The organism is Mycobacterium sp. 852002-50816_SCH5313054-b, assembly GCF_001667185.1.
Classification (GTDB): Bacteria; Actinomycetota; Actinomycetes; order Mycobacteriales; family Mycobacteriaceae; genus Mycobacterium.
Map to the genome: position 1 here is coordinate 1 of NZ_LZIC01000007.1, position 16938 is coordinate 16938.

Annotated in this window: 20 protein-coding genes; 14 read left to right on the forward strand and 6 right to left on the reverse strand. The window is 71.3% G+C overall.

Going from position 1 to position 16938, the window contains the following annotated elements:
• On the reverse strand, positions 1–252 hold a 252-nt coding region (locus tag A5787_RS00775), incomplete at its 3' end, for an NUDIX domain-containing protein (protein WP_156763699.1).
• Between the two features lie 46 nt (positions 253–298).
• On the opposite strand from A5787_RS00775, the gene nadA reads away from it, so the two are divergent.
• From nadA to nadC, 3 genes are read left to right on the forward strand one after another with little or no spacing between them, the layout of a single operon-like run.
• Positions 299–1348 carry a quinolinate synthase NadA gene (nadA, locus tag A5787_RS00780; RefSeq protein ID WP_066960155.1) on the forward strand — a complete coding sequence of 350 codons (1050 nt, stop codon included), beginning with the start codon at positions 299–301 and terminating at the stop codon, positions 1346–1348.
• On the forward strand, positions 1345–2922 hold the full coding sequence (locus A5787_RS00785; protein WP_066960165.1) for an L-aspartate oxidase: 1578 nt from the start codon (positions 1345–1347) through the stop codon (positions 2920–2922). The genes nadA and A5787_RS00785 overlap by 4 nt, the downstream gene beginning before the upstream one ends.
• Before the next feature lie 2 nt (positions 2923–2924).
• Positions 2925–3779, forward strand: a complete 855-nt coding sequence (nadC, locus tag A5787_RS00790) for a carboxylating nicotinate-nucleotide diphosphorylase (protein WP_197506930.1) — start codon at positions 2925–2927, stop codon at positions 3777–3779.
• A gap of 2 nt (positions 3780–3781) precedes the next feature.
• Here the strand turns inward: nadC and A5787_RS00795 are convergent, their stop codons facing one another.
• Positions 3782–4573, reverse strand: a complete 792-nt coding sequence (locus A5787_RS00795; protein ID WP_066960307.1) for an AraC family transcriptional regulator — start codon at positions 4571–4573, stop codon at positions 3782–3784.
• 91 nt (positions 4574–4664) lie between these two features.
• Between A5787_RS00795 and A5787_RS00800 the strand changes: the two genes are divergently transcribed.
• On the forward strand, positions 4665–5111 hold the full coding sequence (locus tag A5787_RS00800; protein WP_066960310.1) for an SRPBCC family protein: 447 nt from the start codon (positions 4665–4667) through the stop codon (positions 5109–5111).
• Here the strand turns inward: A5787_RS00800 and A5787_RS00805 are convergent.
• Complete coding sequence (locus A5787_RS00805) at positions 5108–5674, reverse strand: TetR/AcrR family transcriptional regulator (RefSeq protein WP_066960167.1); 567 nt, start codon at positions 5672–5674, stop codon at positions 5108–5110. The genes A5787_RS00800 and A5787_RS00805 overlap by 4 nt on opposite strands.
• Before the next feature lie 40 nt (positions 5675–5714).
• Here A5787_RS00805 and A5787_RS00810 point away from each other — a divergent pair, with 40 nt between their 5' ends.
• Positions 5715–6743 (forward strand): alcohol dehydrogenase catalytic domain-containing protein, encoded by a 1029-nt coding sequence (locus tag A5787_RS00810; protein ID WP_066960170.1) that lies wholly within the window; start codon positions 5715–5717, stop codon positions 6741–6743.
• 73 nt (positions 6744–6816) lie between these two features.
• On the opposite strand, the gene A5787_RS00815 is transcribed toward A5787_RS00810, so the two are convergent.
• A complete protein-coding gene (locus A5787_RS00815) occupies positions 6817–7239 on the reverse strand; it encodes a nitroreductase family deazaflavin-dependent oxidoreductase (RefSeq protein WP_066960313.1) in 423 nt (140 codons plus the stop codon).
• 47 nt (positions 7240–7286) lie between these two features.
• Between A5787_RS00815 and hisD the strand changes: the two genes are divergently transcribed.
• Genes hisD through hisI form a run of 8 tightly spaced genes read left to right on the forward strand, consistent with a single transcriptional unit; the run spans position 7287 to position 13687 of the window.
• Complete coding sequence (gene hisD / locus A5787_RS00820) at positions 7287–8633, forward strand: histidinol dehydrogenase (protein WP_066960173.1); 1347 nt, start codon at positions 7287–7289, stop codon at positions 8631–8633.
• Positions 8630–9766 (forward strand): histidinol-phosphate transaminase, encoded by a 1137-nt coding sequence (locus A5787_RS00825; protein WP_066960176.1) that lies wholly within the window; start codon positions 8630–8632, stop codon positions 9764–9766. The genes hisD and A5787_RS00825 overlap by 4 nt, the downstream gene beginning before the upstream one ends.
• Positions 9763–10380: an imidazoleglycerol-phosphate dehydratase HisB gene (gene hisB / locus A5787_RS00830; protein ID WP_066960178.1), complete on the forward strand. Its 618-nt coding sequence runs from the start codon at positions 9763–9765 to the stop codon at positions 10378–10380. The genes A5787_RS00825 and hisB overlap by 4 nt, the downstream gene beginning before the upstream one ends.
• Positions 10377–10994 (forward strand): imidazole glycerol phosphate synthase subunit HisH, encoded by a 618-nt coding sequence (gene hisH, locus A5787_RS00835; protein ID WP_066960180.1) that lies wholly within the window; start codon positions 10377–10379, stop codon positions 10992–10994. The genes hisB and hisH overlap by 4 nt, the downstream gene beginning before the upstream one ends.
• Before the next feature lie 25 nt (positions 10995–11019).
• Positions 11020–11751 (forward strand): bifunctional 1-(5-phosphoribosyl)-5-((5-phosphoribosylamino)methylideneamino)imidazole-4-carboxamide isomerase/phosphoribosylanthranilate isomerase PriA, encoded by a 732-nt coding sequence (priA, locus tag A5787_RS00840; RefSeq protein ID WP_066960183.1) that lies wholly within the window; start codon positions 11020–11022, stop codon positions 11749–11751.
• 4 nt (positions 11752–11755) lie between these two features.
• The gene (locus tag A5787_RS00845; RefSeq protein WP_066960187.1) at positions 11756–12556 is read left to right on the forward strand and encodes an inositol monophosphatase; all 801 of its coding nucleotides are present in this window, start codon (positions 11756–11758) and stop codon (positions 12554–12556) included.
• 1 nt (position 12557) lies between these two features.
• Positions 12558–13343: an imidazole glycerol phosphate synthase subunit HisF gene (gene hisF, locus A5787_RS00850; protein WP_066960190.1), complete on the forward strand. Its 786-nt coding sequence runs from the start codon at positions 12558–12560 to the stop codon at positions 13341–13343.
• Positions 13340–13687: a phosphoribosyl-AMP cyclohydrolase gene (gene hisI / locus A5787_RS00855; RefSeq protein ID WP_066960209.1), complete on the forward strand. Its 348-nt coding sequence runs from the start codon at positions 13340–13342 to the stop codon at positions 13685–13687. The genes hisF and hisI overlap by 4 nt, the downstream gene beginning before the upstream one ends.
• On the opposite strand, the gene A5787_RS00860 is transcribed toward hisI, so the two are convergent.
• Entirely contained in the window at positions 13684–15210 is a 1527-nt protein-coding gene (locus A5787_RS00860; protein ID WP_066960226.1) for a serine/threonine-protein kinase, read from the reverse strand. The two genes, hisI and A5787_RS00860, sit on opposite strands and share 4 nt — an antisense overlap.
• Positions 15211–15316: 106 nt before the next feature.
• On the opposite strand from A5787_RS00860, the gene A5787_RS00865 reads away from it, so the two are divergent.
• Positions 15317–16420, forward strand: a complete 1104-nt coding sequence (locus A5787_RS00865; RefSeq protein ID WP_066960234.1) for a calcium:proton antiporter — start codon at positions 15317–15319, stop codon at positions 16418–16420.
• Between the two features lie 4 nt (positions 16421–16424).
• Here A5787_RS00865 and A5787_RS00870 read toward each other — a convergent pair whose 3' ends face one another.
• Positions 16425–16889, reverse strand: a complete 465-nt coding sequence (locus A5787_RS00870; RefSeq protein WP_066960235.1) for a peroxiredoxin — start codon at positions 16887–16889, stop codon at positions 16425–16427.
• Positions 16890–16938: the final 49 nt, after the last annotated feature.

Here is a 16938-nt window from a genome sequence, read left to right on the forward strand (position 1 = left end):
GTATAAGAGACAGACCTGGAGCAGCTCTCGCAGGTCGACCTTCTCGGCCAGCTGGCGGCGCACCGAGGTGGTCATGTCCTCGTCGTTGCGCAGCCGGCCGCCCGGCAGCGACCAGGCGCCCTGCTGCGGATCCCTGGCACGCTGCCATAACAGCACGTTCAGCTGGGGTTTCTCGCGGCGCGGCGCGGTCGTTACCTGGGGAACCTGGAACACGACCGCGAGCACCTCGTGTTCAGTGCTAATATGGCCCATGTTTTCGATTGTAAGTCGAAAACCTCCCGGCGCGAAAGGAGCCGCCATGACGGTCTTGACTCGCATGGACACGCTCGCGGACGACCTGACCGGCCGCATCACCGACACCCCCGCCGGCTACGCCGGCCTCGAGGGCGACGAGCAGTGGGCGGCCGAGGTGCGGCGGCTGGCGACGCTGCGCGGCGCCACCCTGCTCGCGCACAACTACCAGCTGCCCGCCATTCAGGACGTCGCCGACCACGTGGGCGACTCGCTGGCGCTGTCGCGGGTCGCCGCCGACGCGCCCGAAGAGACCATCGTGTTCTGCGGCGTGCACTTCATGGCCGAGACCGCCAAGATACTCAGCCCCAACAAGACCGTGCTCATCCCGGATCGGCGGGCCGGCTGCTCGCTGGCCGATTCCATCACCGCCGACGAACTGTGCGCCTGGAAGGACGAGCACCCCGGCGCCGTCGTCGTCTCCTACGTCAACACCACCGCCGCCGTGAAGGCGCTCACCGACATCTGCTGCACCTCGTCCAACGCCGTCGACGTGGTCGAGTCCATCGACCCCGACCGCGAGGTGCTGTTCTGCCCGGATCAATTCCTCGGCGCGCACGTGCGCCGGGTGACGGGGCGCCAGAACCTGCACGTGTGGGCCGGCGAATGCCACGTGCACGCCGGCATCAACGGCGACGAGCTTTCCGAGCAGGCGCGGGCCAATCCCGATGCCGAACTGTATGTGCACCCCGAATGTGGTTGCGCCACTTCGGCGTTGTACCTCGCCGGCGAGGGCGCCTTCCCGGCGGAGCGGGTGAAGATCCTGTCCACCGGCGGCATGCTCGACGCCGCGCACGAGACCCGCGCCCGCAAGGTCCTGGTCGCCACCGAGGTCGGCATGCTGCACCAGTTGCGCAGGGCCGCACCGCAAGTCGACTTCCGCGCGGTCAACGACCGCGCCTCCTGCAAGTACATGAAGATGATCACCCCGGCGGCCCTGTTGCGCTGCCTGGTCGAGGGCGCCGACGAGGTCGACGTCGACCCGGACATCGCGGCGGCCGGCCGGCGCAGCGTGCAGCGAATGATCGAGATCGGCCAGCCAGGCGGCGGCGAATGATCGCCCGTCCCGGCTGGACCCACTCCGCCGACGTCGTCGTCATCGGCACCGGCGTCGCCGGACTGGCCGCGGCGCTCGCCGCGCATCGCGCCGGGCGCAGCGTCGTGGTTTTGTCCAAGGCGGGCCAGGCGGGCGGGGTGACCGCCACCCACTACGCGCAGGGCGGCATCGCGGTGGTGCTGCCGGACAACGACGACTCGGTCGAGGCCCACGTCGCCGACACCCTGGCCGCGGGCGGGGGCCTGTGCGATCCCGACGCCGTGTGCTCGATCGTCGCCGACGGCTACCGCGCGGTGTCCGAATTGGTCGGCGACGGAGCGCGATTCGACGAAGCCGTCCCCGGCCGCTGGGACGTGACGCGCGAGGGCGGCCACTCGCGCCGCCGCATCGTGCACGCCGGCGGCGACGCCACCGGCGCCGAGGTGCAGCGCGCGCTGGACCACGCCGCGGCCACGCTGGACATCCGCACCAGCCACGTGGCGCTGCGGGTGCTGCACGACGGCTCGGCGGTGACCGGGGTGTGGGTGGGCAACCCGGACGGCTACGGGATCGTCAGCGCGCCGTCGGTGATCCTGGCCTCCGGCGGGCTCGGGCACCTCTATGGCGCGACCACCAACCCCGACGGCTCCACCGGCGACGGCATCGCGCTGGCGCTGTGGGCCGGCGTGCCGGTCAGCGACCTCGAGTTCATCCAGTTCCACCCGACCATGCTGTTTGGTGGTCGCGCCGGCGGCCGGCGCCCGCTGGTCACCGAGGCCATCCGCGGTGAGGGCGCTATTTTGCTTGACAGCCAGGGCAATTCGGTCACGGCCGGCGTCCACCCGATGGGCGACCTGGCCCCGCGCGACGTCGTCGCGGCGGCCATCGATGCGCGCCTGAAGGCCACCGGCGACCCGTGCGTGTATCTCGACGCGCGCGGCATCGCCGGCTTCGAGACCCGATTCCCCACCGTCACCGCCGCGTGCCGCGACGCCGGGATCGACCCCGTCCGCCAGCCCATCCCGGTGGTTCCCGGCGCGCACTACAGCTGCGGCGGGGTCGTCACCGACGTGTGCGGCCAGACCGAGCTGCCGGGGCTTTTCGCCGCCGGTGAGGTGGCGCGCACCGGAATGCACGGCGCGAACCGCCTGGCGTCCAACAGCCTGCTGGAGGGCCTGGTGGTCGGCGGTCGCGCCGGTCGCGCGGCGGCGGCGCACGCGGCGGCGACCGGGCGGGTGCGAGCGGCGGCCCCGGAGCCCGGCACCCCCACCGCCCTGCAGCGTGGCGACCTGCACCGCGCGATGAACCGGCACGCCTCGGTGGTCCGCGACGCCACCGGGCTGAACCGCTTGTGCGACAAGCTTTCCGGAGCGCCGCTGCGCAACATGGGCGGCCGCCGCGATTTCGAGGACGTCGCGCTGACGCTGACCGCCCGGGCGGTGACCGCGGGGGCCTTGGCGCGCAACGAAAGCCGCGGTTGCCACCACCGCGCGGAGTACCCGGACGCCGCGCCCGAACCGGGCCGCAGCAGCGTGCTCCGGCTGGCCGACGACGGCAACTCCGTGTCGGTGGAGGCGCTGGCGGCGGTGGGCTGACGATGCTGTCCGACCTCGAACTCGAGGCCGCTCGGGACGCCATCCGGCGCGCCCTGCACGAGGATCTGCGCTACGGGCCCGACGTCACCACGCAGGCCACGGTGCCGGCCGGCGCGGAGGCCACCGCGTCGATGGTGCCCCGCGAGCCGGGGGTGATCGCCGGCGTGGACGTCGCGCTGCTGGTCCTCGACGAGGTGCTCGGCGCCGGCGGTTACCAGGTGCTCGATCGCGTGGACGACGGCGCCCGGTTGGGGCCGGGGGAATCGGCGCTGACGGTGCGCGCGAAGACCCGCGGCCTGCTGACCGCGGAGCGCACCGCGCTGAACCTGATCTGCCATTTGTCGGGGATCGCCACCACGACCGCGGCGTGGGTCGACGCGGTGCACGGCACCGACACCAAGGTCCGCGACACCCGCAAGACCCTGCCGGGCCTGCGGGCGTTGCAGAAGTACGCGGTGCGCGTCGGCGGCGGCGTCAATCACCGCCTGGGGCTCGGCGACGCGGCGCTGATCAAGGACAATCACGTCGCGGCCGCGGGCTCGGTGGTCGACGCGCTGCGGGCGGTGCGCGAAGCCGCCCCCGAGCTGCCGTGCGAGGTGGAGGTGGACTCGCTCGAGCAGCTGGACGAGGTGCTGGGCGAAAAGCCCGAGCTGATCCTGCTCGACAACTTTCCGGTGTGGCAGACCCAGATGGCCGTGCAGCGCCGCGACGCCCGGGCGCCCGCCGTGCTGCTCGAGTCATCGGGCGGCCTCAGCCTGGAGAACGCGGCGACCTACGCCGCGACCGGCGTCGATTACCTGGCCGTCGGGGCGCTGACGCACTCGGTGCGCGCGCTCGACATCGGCCTGGACATGTAGCGCTAGGTTCGCAGCGCGCGACGCAGCGCCTTCGGCGTATGGCCGACCTGCGCGCGCACCACGCGAGTGAGGTGCGCTTGGTCCGCGAAACCGAGTGCCGCGGCGATGTCCGCCAGCGTCGACGTGTCGGCCTGTAGCCGCTCGAGCGCACGGCCGACCCTGACCCTGTTGCGGTAGCGGGTCAGCGTCACGCCCAGCTCCCGGGGGAAGGCCCGGCTCAATCGGTATGGGGACGCGTCCAGGAGCTCGGCCAGCGGGAACAGACCGCGCGCCGCCGGGTGATCGTCGTGGATGGCCGCGCGCGCTCGCCGCACCAGTCGGGCGTCCGACGGAGCCGGCCGATCCGCCAGCGGCGTGCACCGGTCGGCTACCCGCCGCAGCGCGGTGACCGTGAGCGTCAGCAGGTTCTCGGCGAGCAGGTAGTCGATGTCGGCGGTGGCAAAGAGCCGCCGGTACGCGAGTTCCAGCGCGGCGTCGACGTAGAAGGTCGAGCGACGCGTCGCAGCCGGCTCGCCGACGAGCTGCCACCACGACGCCGCGCTCAAGCGCACCGCGATACCAGCGTCCCCGCCGCGCGGGTGCGCGAACTGGTCTTCCTCGCCGGGCACGCCGAGGTATCCGACCGTCGGGTCGAGATCCGCGGGGCCCTCGGCCGTTTGCCGCCGGAAGCGGCCGGACCTCACCAACACCAGCCGTCCGTCGTGCGCGCGCTCGGCTGCGGACCAGCCGGGCCGCTCGGGTTGGCACGCCCACGCCTGCAGGCTGAACTGCGGCCGGACGGCGAGGGTGGCCATCGACAGCACGGCGCCAGGCTACCGCCGCGGTATGACAGCCGCGCGCAAGAATGTTCAAGACCGCGCGGCGGCGGATCGCCAAGCTGGGTTCATGGCATCGATACGCACCGAGTTCGAAATCCAGGTCGCCGCGGACCGGGCATGGGACGTCATCGGCGACTGGGCGGACGGCCCGGTCGGCATGGCGCGCGGCCATGTCGTGTCGTCACGCGCCGACGGCGACGTCCGGGTGGTGACGTTCGCGAAGGGCAACGTCGCCCGCGAGCGGCTGATCGCCCGCGACGAGACCGCCCGCCGAATCGTTTACTCGCTGATCGGTGACACGGTGTGTCCCGAACACGACAACACGGCGATGCAGATCGTGGCCGTCGGTCCGGGGCGCTGCCGGTTCGTCTGGACGCGCGACGTGCTGCCCGAGGAGTTGGCCGGGCCGTTGCTTGCCGCGATGGAGGAGGCCGCCCCGATCATCAGACGGACGCTCGAAAGCGGTCACCAGGCCGCCTCGGCCCCGGGGCAGGCGCACGCGGAAAGCCTCTAGCGGCTCAACAAGGTGCGCGCCGCGGGCTTGGCGGCGTCGAGAGCGGCGGCGGCACCGGAGATTCGGGACAGGATCAGCGCGCCCTCGATCAACGAAATCACGGCTAACGCAACAACTTTCGCGTCGTCGTCGCGCCAGCCGTCGGCGCGCAGCCGCTCTTCGATCGCCGCGCACCACCCGTTGAACGCGCGCGCCGACGCCTCGCGCACCAGCGGGCTCGCGTTCACCGACTCCGTGGCGATCGGCTCGATCGGGCAGCCGTCGCGCCTGTCGCCGGCCAATCCCGCCGCCAGCAGGTCGACCCAGCGATCGACGGTGTCGGCCACCGGCCGGCCCGTGGCCAGGAACCGGCGCAGCAGTTGCTCGATGCCGGCCCCCTCGCTGTCGACGACCGCGGCGGCCAGCTGTTGCTTGCCCTGCGGGAAGTGGTGATACAGCGAACCGGGTTTGACGCCGGCCTCCTCGAGGATCTGGTTGAGGCCCGTCGCCGCGTAACCCTGCCGGCGGAACAGCGTGGCGGCCTTGTCGATCAGCGCTGCGCGACTGCGATCTGGTCTCGGCACGCTATTGACTTTACTTGAGTGATCACTCAAGAATGCTGAGATGAGGCAGTTGACCTACGAAGACACCGGCCGATACGCGTGGCGCGAGGTGCCCGAACCGCAGCTCACGGCTCCCGAGCAGGCGGTGGTCCGGCCGCTGATGGTGGCCTGCTGCGACCTGGACGTCGCGGTCGCCCACGGGCGGCTGCCGTTGCCGCCGGGATACGCGGTGGGCCACGAGGGACTGGCCGAGGTCGTCGCCGTCGGCGATGACGTCGAGGGCGTGCGCGCCGGCGACCGCGTCGTGGTGCCGTTCCAAATCAGCTGCGGAACGTGCCGCGAATGCCGCCGCGGCGTGACGGGCTCCTGCGGCTCGGGGCCGCTGATGGCGATGTACGGAATGGCCCCGATCGCGGGGCTCGACGGCGGCGGCTTCATGTCGGATCTGGTGCTGGTGCCGTACGCGGACGCGATGCTGATTCCCGTGCCCGACGCCGTCGACCCCGTTTCGATCGCGTCGCTGTCGGACAACATTCCCGACGGCTGGCGGGCCGTCGGGCCGTTTCGCGACGAGCTGGACAGCCTCGACCCCGCCGACCGCCGCGTACTCGTGGTCGGGCGGCTGTCGATCGGTTTGTACTCGGCCGCCTTCGCGGCGGCGCTGGGCGCCCAGGTCGACTACCTCGACACCGACCCGCAGCGCCTGGCCGCCGCCGAAAAGCTCGGCGCGGTGGTCCACGACGTCGCCACACCCGACAAGTCGTGGGAGCCCTATCCGGTCACCGTGCACACCACCGGCGATTGGGCGCTGCTGTCGGCCACCCTCCGCGCCACCTGGCCGGACGGCGTGTGCACCGACACCGGGATCTACCCCGAATACAAGGTCGAACTGCCGTTGCTGCCGATGTACACGCGCGGCGTGCGGTTCGTCACCGGACGGGTCAGCGCGCGCACCGTGATCCCGCGGGTGCTGGAGCAGATCGCCGGCGGCCTGGACCTGTCGCCGGCCGTCGACCGCGTCGTCGCCTGGGACGACGCTCCTTCCGCCTGGCCATCGATGACCGGCAAGACCGTCTTCACCCGGGCATAGCCCGCTCGAGTGTGAATCCTGGGCGAACTCCGTCGGCGTGTCGCCGCCCTCAGCTCACACCCAAATCGCGGAATCAGGCGATATCGCCGACGAAAACCCCGATCCGGCGCAGCTGCGCACGTGCCATCCGTGGCAGGGATTCAGCGTCGGGGCCGTCGTACCCGGCGGGCAGGATGCGCGGGTTGGTGATGTGCACCACGCGCTTGCGGCTGAACTGCACGTCGGCTTCGCCGGCGGCCAGCACGTTCTTGACCCAGTTCGTCTTGCCGTGGCCCAGCGCGATCGCCAGCACGTTGCCCTTGCGGTAGGGCGTGATGATGGTGTCGTACGGCGTGCCCGACGTGCGGCCGCGGTGCTTGATGGTCGCGGTCCCGGGCATGAAACGGGCGATCGGCTTGACCGCCGGGTTGAAGTACTTGATCTGGAAGCGCTCGAACCAGGGCGGGAATACCATCGGGACGCCCGGGGCGTTGTTCGGGTGATCCTTTGCGGACATGACGGCCACACTACCGGTCCGATAACTACTTGAGCTGCTCTGGGACAATGAACAACGTGACCCCCACCCAACCGTCGCCGATCGCCCGCATTGACCTGCGCGGCGCGAAGCTGACGGCTGCCCGGCTGCGGGCGGCGCTGCCGCGCGGCGGCGCCGACGTCGAGAGCGTGCTGCCGCGGGTGCGCCCGATCGTGCAGGCCGTCGCCGAGCGCGGGGCCGACGCGGCGCTGGAATACGGGGAGTCGTTCGACGGGGTGCGGCCCGCGGCCGTCCGGGTGCCCGGCGCGGCGCTGGACCAGGCCCTGGCGGAACTGCACGCCGACGTCTCCGAGGCGCTGCAGGTGATGATCGAGCGCACCCGCGCCGTACACGCCGACCAGCGGCGCGCCGACGTCACCACCAGCCTGGGTCCCGGCGCGACGGTCACCGAGCGCTGGGTTCCTGTCGAGCGCGTCGGCCTGTACGTGCCGGGCGGCAACGCCGTGTACCCGTCGAGCGTGGTGATGAACGTGGTGCCGGCGCAGGCCGCCGGCGTCGGTTCGCTGGTAGTGGCCAGCCCGCCGCAGGCCCGCTTCGACGGGCTGCCGCACCCGACGATCCTGGCCGCGGCCCGGCTGCTGGGTGTCGAGGAGGTGTGGGCCGTCGGCGGCGCGCAGGCCGTCGCGCTGCTGGCCTGCGGCGGCACCGACACCGACGGCTCCGAACTCGTGCCCGTCGACATGATCACCGGGCCCGGCAACATCTACGTCACCGCCGCCAAGCGGCTGTGCCGCTCGCGGGTGGGCATCGACGCCGAGGCCGGGCCGACGGAGATCGCGATCCTGGCCGACCACACCGCCGATCCCGCGCACGTGGCCGCCGACCTGATCAGCCAGGCCGAGCACGACGAGATGGCCGGCAGCGTGCTGGTGACCCCGACCGAGCACCTGGCCGCGGCCACCGAGGCCGAGCTGGCCGCCCAGCTGCGAACGACGGTGCACCGCGAACGCGTGACGACCGCGCTCGGCGGACCCCAGTCGGCGATCATCCTGGTCGACGACCTGGACGCCGGCGTCGAGGTCGTCAACGCCTACGCCGCCGAGCACCTGGAGATCCAGACCGTCGATGCGTCGCGGGTCGCCGGGCGAATCCGTTCGGCCGGAGCGATTTTCGTCGGCCCCTACGCGCCGGTGAGCCTCGGCGACTACTGCGCCGGCTCCAACCACGTGCTGCCGACCGGCGGTTCGGCCCGGCATTCCAGCGGCCTGTCGGTGCAGACGTTCCTGCGCGGCATCCACGTCGTGGACTACACCGAGGCGGCCCTCAAGGACGTCTCCGGACACGTGGTCACGCTGGCCAAGGCGGAGGACCTGCCGGCGCACGGTGAGGCGGTACGGCGGAGGTTCGAGCGATGACCGAACCCAAAAAACCGACGCTGGCCGACCTGCCCCTGCGCGAGGACCTGCGCGGCAAATCGCCCTACGGGGCACCGCAGTTGGCGGTTCCGGTGCGGCTGAACACCAACGAGAACCCGCACCCGCCGACTCGGGCGCTGGTCGACGACGTCGTGCGCTCGGTGGGCGAGGCCGCCGCGGACCTGCACCGGTATCCCGATCGCGACGCCGTCGCCCTGCGCCGCGACCTGGCGGCCTACCTGACCGCTCAGACCGGGGTCGCGCTGAGCACCGAAAACCTTTGGGCGGCGAACGGTTCCAACGAGATCCTGCAGCAGCTGCTGCAGGCCTTCGGCGGACCGGGGCGCACCGCCATCGGGTTCGTCCCGTCCTACTCGATGCACCCCATCATCGCCGACGGCACCCGCACCGAATGGCTCGAAGCCAGGCGCGCCGACGACTTCAGCCTCGATGTGGACGCGGCGGTCGCCGCCGTGACCGAACGCGAACCCGACGTCGTCTTTATCGCCAGCCCCAACAACCCGTCGGGACAGAGCGTCTCGCTGCCGGACTTGCGCCGGCTGCTCGACGTGGTGGCGGGCATCCTGATCGTCGACGAGGCCTACGGCGAATTCTCCTCGCAGCCCAGCGCCGTCGCGCTCATCGGGCAGTATCCGACCAAGCTCGTCGTCACCCGCACCATGAGCAAGGCGTTCGCGTTCGCCGGCGGGCGGCTCGGTTACCTGATCGCCACGCCGGCGATGATCGACGCGATGCTGCTGGTGCGGCTGCCGTATCACCTGTCGTCGGTCACCCAGGCCGCGGCCCGGGCCGCGCTGCGGCACGCCGACGACACGCTGGGCAGCGTCGCCACCCTGATCGCCGAGCGGGAGCGCGTCGCCAAGGCGTTGAGCGGCATGGGGTTTCGGGTGATTCCGAGCGACGCCAACTTCGTGCTGTTCGGGCAGTTCGCCGACGCCCCGGCCACCTGGGAGCGCTACCTGGAGGCCGGCATCTTGATTCGTGACGTCGGTATTCCGGGCTACCTGCGCGCCACCACGGGGCTGGCCGAGGAGAACGATGCGTTCCTGCGCGCCAGCGCCCAGATCGCGGCCACCGAATTGGCCCCCGCCACACCCGTAGGAGCCCAGTGAGCACCGAAGCACGACGCGCGCGTATCGAGCGGCGTACCAAGGAATCCGACATCGTCGTCGAGCTCGACCTCGACGGCACCGGCCAGGTCGACGTCGACACCGGTGTGCCGTTCTACGACCACATGCTGACGGCCCTGGGCAGCCACGCCAGCTTCGACCTGACCGTGCGCACCAAGGGCGACGTCGAGATCGAGGGCCACCACACCATCGAGGACACCGCGATCGCGCTGGGCCAGGCGATCGGGCAGGCCCTGGGCGACAAGAAGGGCATCCGCCGCTTCGGCGACGCCTTCATCCCGATGGACGAGGCGCTGGCGCACGCCGCGGTCGACGTGTCCGGCCGGCCCTACTGCGTGCACACCGGGGAGCCGGATCACCTGCAGCACACCACCATTGCCGGCGGCTCGGTGCCCTACCACACCGTCGTCAACCGGCACGTGTTCGAAACGCTGGCGTCCAACGCCCGCATCGCGCTGCACGTGCGCGTCCTGCACGGTCGCGACCCGCACCACATCACCGAGGCGGAATACAAGGCGGTGGCCCGGGCGCTGCGCCAGGCCGTCGAGCTCGATCCCCGGGTGTCGGGCGTGCCGTCCACCAAAGGTGTTCTGTGACGAAATCGGTTGTGGTCCTGGACTATGGCTCGGGCAACCTGCGGTCGGCCCAGCGCGCGCTGCAACGGGTCGGCGCGTCGGTCGAGGTGACCGCCGACCCGGGCGCCGCGGCGGGCGCCGACGGGCTGGTGGTGCCCGGCGTCGGCGCCTTCGAGGCGTGCATGACGGGCCTGCGCACGATCGCGGGGGAGCGGATCATCGCCGAGCGGGTGGCCGCCGGGCGCCCGGTGCTGGGTGTGTGCGTCGGCATGCAGATCCTGTTCGCCCGTGGCGTCGAATTCGGGGTGGAGACGAAGGGCTGCGGGCAGTGGCCGGGCGCCGTCACCCGCCTGGACGCCCCGGTGATCCCGCACATGGGCTGGAACGTGGTGGATTCCGGGCCGGGCAGCGTCCTGTTCAAGGGGCTGGACGCCGACGCCCGGTTCTACTTCGTGCACTCGTATGCCGCGCAGCGTTGGGAGGGTGCGGCCGAGGCGGTGCTGACGTGGGCCACCCATCGGGTGCCGTTTCTGGCCGCGGTCGAGGACGGGCCGCTTTCCGCCACCCAATTCCACCCGGAAAAGAGCGGCGATGCCGGTGCGGCCGTGTTGAGCAATTGGGTTGCGGGACTGTGACCGCTTTCGGCGTGCGGGAGGGGCTGTGTTGATTCTGTTACCGGCGGTCGACGTGGTCGACGGCCGCGCCGTGCGCCTGGTGCAAGGCAAGGCCGGCAGCGAAACCGAGTATGGCTCGGCGCTCGACGCCGCGCTGGGCTGGCAGCGCGACGGGGCCGAGTGGATCCACCTGGTCGACCTGGATGCCGCGTTCGGGCGCGGCTCCAACCGCGAGCTGCTCGCCGAGGTGGTGGGCAAGCTCGACGTGAAGGTGGAGCTTTCCGGCGGCATCCGCGACGACGACTCCCTGGCCGCCGCTCTGGCCACCGGCTGCGCGCGGGTCAACCTGGGCACCGCGGCGCTGGAGAACCCGCAATGGTGCGCTCGGGCGATCGCCGAGCATGGCGACAAGGTCGCCGTCGGACTGGACGTGCAGATCGCGGACGGCGAGCACCGGCTGCGCGGGCGCGGCTGGGAGACCGACGGCGGCGATCTGTGGGAGGTGCTGGAACGCCTTGACGGTCAAGGGTGTTCGCGGTTCGTCGTCACCGACGTCACCAAGGACGGCACGCTCGGCGGCCCCAATCTCGAGCTGCTGGCCGCCGTGGCCGACCGCACCGAGGCGCCGGTGATCGCGTCGGGCGGCGTGTCCAGCCTGGATGACCTGCGCGCCATTGCCACGCTCACCGGCCGCGGGGTCGAGGGCGCCATCGTGGGCAAGGCCCTCTACGCCGGGCGGTTCACCCTGCCGCAGGCCCTGTCCGCGGTCGGGGCGTAACCGGATGGACCTCAACGCGCTGGTGTCGGTGGCGTCCAAGATCCTCGACGCGGCCGTGCCGCGCTTCCTGGACGGGCACCGCGCCGATTCCGCGGTTGCCAAGAAGGGCAACGACTTTGCCACCGAGATCGATCTGGCGATCGAGCGGCAGGTGGTCACCGCGCTGCAGGCCACCACCGGGATCGGCGTGCACGGCGAGGAGTTCGGCGGCGCCGACATGGACTCGCCGTGGGTGTGGGTGCTGGATCCCGTGGACGGCACCTTCAACTACGCCGCCGGCTCGCCGATGGCCGCGATCCTGCTGGCCCTGCTGCACGACGGCGATCCGGTGGCGGGCCTGAGCTGGCTGCCGTTCATCAACGAGCGCTACACCGCCGTCGCGGGGGGCCCGCTGGTCAAAAACGGTGCGCCCCAGCCATCGCTGGAATCCACGGAGCTGGGTGAGAGCCTCCTCGCGGTCGGGACGTTCAGCGCCGACTCGCGGGGCCGGTTCCCGGGGCGCTACCGGATTGCGCTGCTGGAGAACCTGAGCCGGGTGTCTTCGCGGTTGCGCATGCACGGGTCGACCGGGATCGACCTCGTCTACGTCGCCGACGGGATAGTCGGTGCCGCAATAAGTTTCGGCGGGCATGTGTGGGACCACGCCGCCGGGGTGGCGCAGGTGCGGGCCGCCGGCGGCATCGTCACCGACCTGGCCGGCAAACCGTGGACCCCCGCGTCGGACTCGGTGCTGGCCGCCGCACCTGGCGCGCACGCCGAGATCCTCGACATCCTGGGCGCCGTCGGCGATCCGGGGGACTACTGAGATGTACTCCGATACCGGCCTTGCCGTGCGCGTGATCCCGTGTCTGGACGTCGACGCCGGGCGGGTGGTCAAGGGCGTCAACTTCGAAAACCTGCGCGACGCCGGCGATCCCGTGGAACTGGCGGCGGCGTACGACGCGGAGGGCGCCGACGAGCTGACCTTCCTCGACGTGACCGCGTCCTCGTCGGGCAGGGCGACCATGCTGGAGGTGGTGCGCCGCACCGCCGAGCAGGTATTCATCCCGCTCACGGTCGGCGGCGGGGTGCGCACGGTGGCCGACGTCGACACGCTGCTGCGCGCCGGGGCCGATAAGGTTTCGGTCAACACCGCCGCGATCGACCGGCCCGACCTGTTGGCCGAAATGGCAACGCAGTTCGGCTCGCAGTGCATCGTGTTGTCCGTCGACGCGCGCACGGTCCCCGCCGGGTCGGCGCCGACGCCGTCGGGCTGGGAGGTCACCACCCACGGGGGGCGCCGCGGCACCGGCATCGACGCCGTGGAATGGGCGGCCCGCGGCGCCGACCTAGGCGTGGGCGAGATCCTGCTCAACTCGATGGACGCCGACGGCACCAAGGCGGGGTTCGACCTGCCGATGCTGCGCGCGGTCCGCGCGGCGGTCACGGTGCCGGTGATCGCCAGCGGGGGCGCCGGGGCGGTCGAACATTTCGCGCCCGCGGTCGCGGCCGGGGCGGATGCGGTGTTGGCGGCCAGCGTCTTTCACTTCCGCGAGCTGACGATCGGCCAGGTGAAGGCCGCCATGGCCGCAGAACAGATCACGGTCCGATGACGCTCGACCCGAACATCGCCGCGCGGCTCAAGCGCAACGCCGACGGGCTGATCGCCGCCGTCGTGCAGGAGCGCGGCAGCGGCGACGTGCTGATGGTCGCGTGGATGGACGACGCGGCACTGGCGCGCACCCTGGAAACCCGTGAGGCCACGTACTATTCGCGCTCCCGCGGCGAACAATGGATCAAGGGCGCGACATCCGGCCACACCCAGCGCGTCCACTCGGTGCGCCTGGACTGCGACGGCGACACCGTGCTGCTGACGGTCGACCAGGTCGGCGCCGCCTGCCACACCGGCGACCACAGCTGCTTCGACGCCGACGTGCTGCTCAGACCGTCGGATTAGCTCGGCGCGACGTCCAAGCCCTGGGCGGCGGCGATGGCCGCGCGGGCCCATTCATGACGGAACACGGCCGGCGAGATGCGGTCACGGCGAATCATTTCCAGGTCGATGGCCTTCCCGGTGATCACCGCGTTGGGCACCCGGAAGGAGAAGGCGGGCCCCTCGGTGGCGATGGCCAGGATGGCGTCGCTGTCGGTGAAGTTGTTGGCCACCATGGCATTTTCGGCCCACTTGAACGGCTTGAGGCCGCCGAAGGTTTGTACGTACACCACCCACAGGCGGGTGCTGCGCCCATCGTAGAGCCTGGTGAGGGCCCGGTTCACGGCGTCGTACTCGAGGGGGCCGAGCACGCCGACCTGATCGGTGATCTGGCCCGACAGCTTGATCGCCGTGTTACTCGGGGGCGCGGCGGCGCCGCCGGGCGCCGGCGGCGCGGCCGACTGTGCGGGCGCGGTGGCGTTGTGGTGCTGATGATTTCGGGTGCCGAGCGCGCGGACGCCGAAGTAGGCGCCCACCGCCACCACCGCGACGGCGACCAGCGCCCCGATCGCCACCGCCGGCCCCCGGGACCCGCCGCGCGCCGTGGGCGGGGGCGCCGGCGCGCCGCGGGGCTTGGCGATGACCTCGGTCGGTGCCGGGATGACCGTCGTGGGACCGGCCGCCACCTCGGACTCCGCGGTGCTGAGCTGGCTGCCGAGCGCCGCCGCGAAATCGGCGCACGTGGGGTAGCGGTCTTCGGGTTTCTTGGCGAGCGCTGTGGTGAGGGGGCCGTCGAGGTCGGCCAGCTCGGGGCGGCGTTCGCTGATGTTCGGGGGCGGCGTCGACAGATGCTGGGTGATGACCACCGCCGGATTGGAGTGGCGGAACGGCGCCGACCCGGCCAGCAGGTCGAACGCGGTGCAGCCGAGCGCGTATTGATCGGCCCGCCCGTCCAGATCCGCACCCTGCAGCTGCTCGGGCGCGCAGTACGCGGTGGTGCCCACCAGCATGTTGGTCGCGGTCAGGCCGCTGATGTCGCCCAGCTCGCGGGCGATGCCGAAGTCCGCGAGCAAGATCCGCCGTCGGGGGCTGGCATCGGTCAGCAGGATGTTGGCCGGCTTGACGTCGCGATGCAACAGCCCGCGTTCGTGGGCGTAGTCGAGTGCGTCGGCGACGGCCGAAATGATCTCGACGACATCGGCTTTCGGCATTCCGGACGGGTATTTCGTGCGCTGTAGCTTCGCGGCGTCGGTCCCCTCCACGTAGTCCATCGAGATCCACAGCTGCCCGTCGTACTCGCCGCGGTCGTGGATGCCGACGATGTGCTCGTTGTACAGGCTCGCGGCCAGGTCGGCCTCCCGGTTGAAGCGCTGGCGGAATTCGTCGTTCTCGGTCAGCTCCCGCGGCAGGATCTTGAGGGCGTCGCGGCGGGGCAGCCGCGGATGCTGCGCCAGATACACCTGGCCCATGCCGCCGGACCCGAGCCGGCGAATGATCGTGTATCCGGCGAACACCTGTCCCTCGTTCAGGCCTTCGCTTTCTGGCATGGGAGCATGCTACTGAGGCCGCGGCCGCGGCAGACCCCGAATTGTGATGCGCGCCCGCAGCCGGGCGCGAAGCGCCGGCGGCCATCTTCAATGAGAATGGCGGGCGATGTTGAAACGGCTGCCCTGGACGTCCTGGACCGCGGTGGTGCCGCTGGTCGCCGTCGTCGTGCTGACGGCCACCTGGGACGAGCACCTGGGACCGGCGCTGGTCGCGCTGCAGGCCGTGCTGTTGATCGGTGCCGTGCTGGCCGCCGTGCAGCACGCGGAGGTGGTCGCGGCGCGCGTCGGCGAACCGTTCGGGTCCCTGGTGCTCGCGGGCGCGGTGACGGTCATCGAGGTGGCCCTCATCGTCGAGCTGATGGCATCCGGCGGCAACGAGGCGGCCACGCTGGCCCGCGACACCGCGTTCGCCGCGTTCATGATCACCACCAACGGGATCGCGGGTTTGTCGCTGTTGTGGGGCTCGCGCCGGTACGGCGTGACGTTGTTCAACGCCGAGGGCAGCGGGGCCGCGTTGGCCACGCTCACCACGTTGGCAACGCTCAGCCTCGCCCTGCCCGCGTTCACCATCAGCCATCCGGACAAGGAGTTCTCGCCCGGGCAGCTCATCTTCGCCGCGGTCGCGTCGCTGCTGCTGTACCTGCTGTTCGTCTTCACCCAAACGATCCGGCATCGCGACTTTTTCCTCCCCGTCGCGCAGCGGGGCCAAAAACGGCTGTTCGAGGAGGACGAGCACCACGCCGACCCGCCGACCGCCCGTGCGGCACTGACCAGCCTCGTGCTGCTGCTGGTCGCGCTCGTCGCCGTGGTGGGCCTGGCCGAACAGGAATCGCCGGCGGTCGAACGCCTGGTGACGGCCGCCGGGTTCCCCCAGACGTTCGTCGGGGTGGTGATCGCGATGCTGGTGCTGCTGCCCGAGACGATCGCGGCGGTGCGTGCGGCGCGGCGTGGTCGCATCCAGACGAGCCTGAACCTGGCCTACGGCTCGGCGATGGCCAGCATCGGGCTGACCATCCCGGCCATCGCGCTGGCGAGCATCTGGCTCAAAGGCCCGCTGGTGCTCGGCCTGGCGCCCACCCAGCTGGTTCTGCTCGCGCTGACGGTCGTGATCAGCATGTTGACCGTGGTGCCCGGCCGGGCCACACGGCTGCAGGGCGAGGTGCACCTGGTGTTGCTCGCCGCGTACATCTTCTTGGCGGTGATCCCCTGACGCGCTACGCGGAAGACCGCGCCCGCAGCGTCTGAAGCGCCTTGTCGGCGTGGGTGTCCATGCTGAATTCGCTGGCGATCACGTCGAGCACCCTGCGATCGGTGTCGATGACGAAAGTGGTGCGCTTGACCGGCATCAGCTTGCCCAGCAGCCCGCGCTTGACGCCGAACTGCGTGGCGACGCTGCCCTCGGTGTCCGACAGCAGCGGGTAGTCGAACTTTCGCAGGTCGGCGAACTTGGCCTGCTTCTCCACGGGATCGGCGCTGATGCCGACCCGGTTGGCCCCCACGGCGGCGAATTCCGAGGCCAGGTCGCGGAAGTGGCACGCCTCCTTGGTGCAGCCGGGCGTCATCGCGGCGGGGTAGAAGAACAGGACCACGGGCCCGTCGGCGAGTAGGGCGGTGAGCTTGCGGGGGGTGCCCGTCTGGTCGGGAAGCTCGAAGTCGGCCACGGTGTCACCAGGTTTCATGGGCGTCACGCTACGCCCGATCGCCTCACCGACCGATCTGGGAGGATGG